Here is a 621-nt window from a genome sequence, read left to right on the forward strand (position 1 = left end):
ATATTCATTTAATAGCCAAATTAAATCCAATTGTGAGTGAAGGTACACGCAAAGGACATAAAGAGTTTGAATTTAATAAGGATGCCGAAATGGTTGTTTGTCCGGCAGGACATCAAGCCACACGTAAAGCAAGAACTGGCAGAAAAAACACAAATAAAAATCAATGTATGACCTATTATTTTGATATCGAAAAGTGTAGGCAGTGTCCACTAAAAAAAGGGTGTTATAAGAACACAAAAGAAAAAACCTATTCTATTACTTTAAAAAGCCAGGAACATCAGTACCAGATGAAGTTTGAACAAACTGAATACTTCAAAAAACGTTCTAAACAACGATATAAAATTGAAGCAAAAAATAACGAGTTGAAGAACCGTCATGGATATAAAGTGGCGAAATCATCTGGTTTATTTGGCATGGATATACAAGGAGCCACTACGCTCTTCGTGGTGAATATGAAGCGAATAATTAAGCTCAAGAGCGAGAATGAAGAAAAATTAATAGAACACAAACAAAAATAATCAGTGCTACCTGTGTAAATGCCTTGAAATTTACCAGATAATCACTGATTATTTATTTTACCCATTTATAGCCCTTAAAAAGGGTTTCTTTTTCAGCACCCTC

The 621-nt window shown here is 33.8% G+C and carries 1 protein-coding gene; it reads left to right on the top strand.

Annotated features, from left to right (window positions below; all coding sequences use genetic code 11):
- Positions 1–518, top strand: a 518-nt coding sequence (locus ACYQ2O_RS12650; protein ID WP_459796760.1) for a transposase, incomplete at its 5' end; no start/stop codon positions are given.
- Positions 519–621 lie beyond the last annotated feature (103 nt).

Source organism: Alkalibacterium sp. m-11 (assembly GCF_054658155.1).